Source organism: Microbacterium sp. UBA837 (assembly GCF_002296025.1).
Taxonomy (GTDB): Bacteria; Actinomycetota; Actinomycetes; order Actinomycetales; family Microbacteriaceae; genus Microbacterium.
On sequence record NZ_DBHD01000118.1, the window covers coordinates 1 to 4658 of the forward strand.

Consider the following 4658-nt stretch of genomic DNA (forward strand, 5'->3'; position numbering starts at 1 on the left):
GAGGTGCACCGTGGAGTCCCTTGCACAGGCCTTCGCAGATGCCGCGCTCACCGCCGGCCGCATCGGTGGCGTGCCCGTGCGCACGATCCATATCGTCGGGGGCGGCGCTCTGAATGAGCTGCTGTGCCAGCGGACGGCGGACCGATCGGGTCTTCCGGTGCTGGCGGGACCGGTGGAGGCGACAGCGCTCGGCAACATCCTCGTGCAGGCTCGCGCCGTTGGATTGATTGAGGGAACACTCGAAGACCTGCGCTACCGTGTGGTCAGGACACACAGCCCTCGGCGTTACGACCCACAGGCGTCACGCATCCGATGACACGGAAGGACACCGTCATGGTGAAACGTCAGCTTCCCCAACCCGCCGAGCTGTTCGAGCTCATGAAGTTCAAAAAGCCCGAGTTCGACGGACGCACCCGACGCCTGCAGTCCGCGCTCACGATCTCCGACCTGCGCACGATCGCCAAGCGCCGCACGCCGAAGGCGGCTTTCGACTACACGGATGGCGCGGCCGAGGGCGAGCTGTCACTCACTCGCGCCCGCCGCGCATTCGAGGACATCGAGTTCCATCCCGACATCCTGACCCCCGCGCCCGACATCGACACCTCGGTCGAGATCCTCGGTGGTCCGTCAGCGCTGCCGTTCGGTATCGCGCCGACCGGCTTCACGCGGCTCATGCAGACCGAGGGCGAGATCGCCGGCGCCTCGGCGGCGGGAGCAGCCGGCATCCCGTTCACGCTCTCGACCCTCGGCACCACCTCGATCGAGGAGGTGAAGGCCGCAAACCCTCACGGGCGCAACTGGTTCCAGCTGTACGTGATGCGCGACCGGGAGATCTCCTATGCGCTTGCCCGCCGAGCCGCGGCATCCGGCTTCGACACGCTCATGTTCACCGTCGACACCCCGGTCGCCGGTGCGCGCCTGCGCGACAAGCGCAACGGCTTCTCGATCCCGCCGCAGCTGACCCTCGGCACGATCGTCAACGCCATTCCGCGGCCCTGGTGGTGGTACGACTTCCTCACGACTCCAAAGCTCGAGTTCGCGTCGCTCTCATCCACTGGCGGCACCGTCGGCGAGCTGCTGGATGCCGCGATGGACCCCACGATCAGTTACGAGGATCTCGCCGTCATCCGCGACCTGTGGCCCGGCAAGATCGTCGTCAAGGGCGTTCAGAACGTTGCCGACTCGGTGCGCCTGATCGACCACGGTGTCGACGGCATCATCCTCTCCAACCATGGCGGTCGGCAGCTCGACCGCGCGCCCATCCCCTTCCACCTGCTGCCGCAGGTCGTGCGGGAGGTCGGAAAGGACGCCACGGTCATGATCGACACCGGCATCATGAACGGCGCCGACATCGTGGCATCCGTCGCCCTCGGCGCGAAGTTCACGCTCATCGGCCGCGCGTACCTGTACGGCCTCATGGCCGGGGGCCGCCAGGGCGTGGATCGCACGATCGAGATCCTCCGCGCCGAGATCGAGCGCACAATGCGCCTGCTCGGGGTGTCAAGCCTTGCCGAGCTCGAACCGCGCCACGTCACGCAGCTGACGCGCCTCGTGCCGGTCGGTTCGGGCGCAGCATCCGTTCCCCTCGAGGCCTGACCGCCGCCCACCAATTCGTCACTGTGTTACGCGGCGAGTTGCACCTCGGGCGCGTAGCCGAGATGCTCGAACACATCGCAGCACGACGCGAAGCCTCGCGCCCGAGCACGTCATCGGGCACGCGCTGCGGCTCCCTGACAACTCAGCGGGCCGCCCCGGCTCGCCCGAACTCGAACGGTCTGTCATGCGTCTGACGTCTCCGCCCGTCCCTGTCTTCACTCTCGAGCGTGTCCGATTCGACGAGGACTACCGTCCTCTCGACAACACGCGCATCACCACCAACTTCGCGAACCTCGCACGCGGCGAGAACCGCAAGGAGAACCTCCGCAACGCGATCCGGATGATCGACAACCGGTTCAACGAGCTCGCAGCTAGCGACAACGAGACCGCAGACCGCTACTCGGTCGATCTCGATATCGTCTCGGTATCGGTCGACCTCGACGAGGGCGGCGACGGCGAGCGCTTCCCGATCATCGAGGTACTGGAGACGACGATCGTCGACCACCGCACCGGTAGCCGCATCCCGGGCATCGCCGGCAACAACTTCTCGTCGTATGTGCGGGACTACGACTTCAGCGTCGTGCTCCCCGCACACAACGCCGCCGGATCCGGTTTCAGCGTCCCCGATGACTTCGGCGTGCTGCACGGAAACCTGTTCCGCAGCTTCGTGGCGTCGGATGCCTATACGCAGCACTTCGCGAAGGCTCCCGTCATCTGCCTGAGCGTCTCGAGCACCAAGACCTACCAGCGCACCGACACGCAACATCCGGTTCTGGGCGTCGAATACCGCCAGGACGAGTACTCGCTGACCGATGACTACTTCGCGAAGATGGGGATGCGGGTCCGCTACTTCATGCCACCCCGCGCTGCCGCCCCCCTGGCGTTTTACCACGTCGGGGATCTGCTCACCGACTACTCGGACCTCGAACTCGCCGCCACGATCGCAACCATGGAAACGTTCCAGAAGATCTATCGTCCCGAGATCTACAACGCCAACTCTTCGGCTCCCGCGCGGTTCCAGCCGAGCCTGAGCCAGCCCGACTATTCACTGACACGCATCGAGTACGACCGCGAGGAGCGCAGCCGCCTCGCCGTCGCGCAGGGCCGTTTCGCCCAGGAGCACTTCATCGAGCCGCACCGGGAGTCGCTGGAGCTGTGGTCGGCGCAGTTCTCCGCCCGCGAGCTGGAGGAGGCACGCGCATGACGCTCCTTCCCACCTCCACCGCGGGCAGCCTGCCGAAGCCGGCGTGGCTCGCCGAACCCGAGACGCTCTGGTCGCCCTGGAAGCTGGATGACGACATCCTCGCCGAGGGAAAGCGGGACGCGCTGCTGCTGGCGCTCTCGGACCAACAGCACGCGGGAATCGACATCGTGAGCGATGGCGAGCAGAGCCGCCAGCACTTCGTGACGACCTTCATCGAACACCTCGAGGGCGTCGATTTCGAACGCCGCGAGACGGTGCGTATCCGTGACCGTTATGACGCGTCAGTGCCCACAGTCGTCGGCGCCGTCGCGCGCAAGGCGCCGGTGTTCGTCGAGGATGCAGCCTTCGTGCGCGCCCACACCGACCGACCCGTCAAGTGGGCGCTTCCCGGGCCGATGACGATGATCGACACGCTTTACGACGCCCACTACGGCAGCCGCGAAGAGCTCGCGTGGGAGTTTGCGGGCATCCTCAATCAGGAGGCGAAGGAACTGGCAGCGGCGGGGGTCGACATCATCCAGTTCGATGAGCCCGCGTTCAACGTCTTCTTCGACGATGTCAACGACTGGGGGATTGCGGCGCTCGAGCGAGCCGCCGAGGGGGTGACCAGCGAGACCGCGGTGCACGTCTGCTACGGCTATGGCATCAAGGCCAACACCGACTGGAAGGCCTCCCTCGGGTCGGAGTGGCGCCAGTACGAGCGCATCTTCCCCCGCATCCGCGAGTCGAGCATCGACATCGTCTCGCTTGAGTGCCACCATTCCCACGTGCCGATGGACCTCATTGAGCTCATCCGCGGCAAGAAGGTCATGGTCGGGGCGATCGATGTCGCCAGCACCACGGTGGAGACGCCGGGTGAGGTTGCCGACACGCTACGGCGAGCGCTGCAGTTCGTGGATGCCGAGAACCTCTACCCCGCCACGAACTGCGGTATGGCTCCCCTGCCCCGCGGTGTCGCACGGGGAAAGCTCGCGGCCCTCACCGCGGGCGCAGCGATCGTTCGGTCGGAGCTGATCGGCTGAGCCCGGCATCCGTCTCGGGACCGCACCGCGGTCGGGTCCCATCGCCGAGGTAGGAGAAATCGCCGACGTAGGACGATGTGCGTCTGAAGCGTCCTGCCTCGGCGAGAACTCCTACCTTCGTGCGGAGGCGGAACGGGCGCGCTACACCTGCGCGGCAACGCCTGCGATCAGGTCGACGACCTTCTCAGGCTGACGGATGCCGACAGAGAAGACGTACGTCGTCGTGAAGCCCGCCTCCCCCAGCGCCCGCACCTGGTCGGCGACGCCGTCCACCGTCGATTCGGGGTTCACGCCGATCATGGCGGTCTTCTCGACGGTGTCGTAGTCGCGCCCGACATCGTCGCAGTGCGCCCGCAGCACGTCGAGCTTCCCGGTGGGCACGCCAGCCAGGGCGCTCAGGTTGCAGGCATCGGCGTACTGAGCGACGAGCTTGAGGGTTTTCTTCTCGCCCCCACCGCCGATCATGAGCATCGGCTTCGTGACGTTCTGCGGCGAGTTCAGCGTGCGTCCGAGCTGCCAGATCGCCCCGTCGTAGGGCTCTTCGGACTCCGACCACATCTGCTGGCAGATCTGGATCGTCTCTTCCAGCTCGCGAAAGCGCTGTGCGACCGGCGAGAACGGGAATCCGAGACCGACGCACTCCTGCTCGTTCCAGCCGGCGCCGATGCCGAGCCCGACGCGGCCACCCGAGAGCACGTTGAGGGTGCTCACCTGCTTGGCGAGCAGGGCCGGATGCCGATAGATGACGCCCGTGACCAAGACGTGCAGCATCGCCTTCCGCGTGTGCGCGGCAAGGAATCCCAGCGTCGCGTAGGCCTCGAGCATCTCGTGCTCGA

Annotated in this window: 5 protein-coding genes; 4 read left to right on the forward strand and 1 reads right to left on the reverse strand. The window is 66.3% G+C overall.

Annotation, left to right across the window (positions count from 1 at the left end; translation table 11 throughout):
• The 4 genes from B3587_RS09000 to B3587_RS09015 form a co-directional block, all read left to right on the forward strand.
• On the forward strand, positions 1-316 hold a 316-nt coding region (locus B3587_RS09000; RefSeq protein WP_292727982.1), incomplete at its 5' end, for an FGGY-family carbohydrate kinase.
• Between the two features lie 17 nt (positions 317-333).
• Positions 334-1596, forward strand: a complete 1263-nt coding sequence (locus B3587_RS09005) for an alpha-hydroxy acid oxidase (protein WP_292727983.1) — start codon at positions 334-336, stop codon at positions 1594-1596.
• 184 nt (positions 1597-1780) lie between these two features.
• Positions 1781-2800: a DUF1852 domain-containing protein gene (locus B3587_RS09010; protein ID WP_292727985.1), complete on the forward strand. Its 1020-nt coding sequence runs from the start codon at positions 1781-1783 to the stop codon at positions 2798-2800.
• Positions 2797-3822 carry a methionine synthase gene (locus tag B3587_RS09015; RefSeq protein ID WP_292727987.1) on the forward strand — a complete coding sequence of 342 codons (1026 nt, stop codon included), beginning with the start codon at positions 2797-2799 and terminating at the stop codon, positions 3820-3822. Before B3587_RS09010 ends, B3587_RS09015 begins: the two co-directional genes overlap by 4 nt.
• A gap of 141 nt (positions 3823-3963) precedes the next feature.
• Here B3587_RS09015 and B3587_RS09020 read toward each other — a convergent pair.
• Positions 3964-4658: LLM class flavin-dependent oxidoreductase (locus B3587_RS09020; protein ID WP_292727989.1), on the reverse strand; the 695-nt coding region annotated here is incomplete at its 5' end.

Coding starts and splice junctions, on each gene's coding strand:
- B3587_RS09010 (WP_292727985.1), top strand. CDS start 1,781: ATGCGTCTGACGTCTCCGCCCGTCCCTGTCTTCACTCTCGAGCGTGTC.
- B3587_RS09005 (WP_292727983.1), top strand. CDS start 334: ATGGTGAAACGTCAGCTTCCCCAACCCGCCGAGCTGTTCGAGCTCATG.
- B3587_RS09015 (WP_292727987.1), top strand. CDS start 2,797: ATGACGCTCCTTCCCACCTCCACCGCGGGCAGCCTGCCGAAGCCGGCG.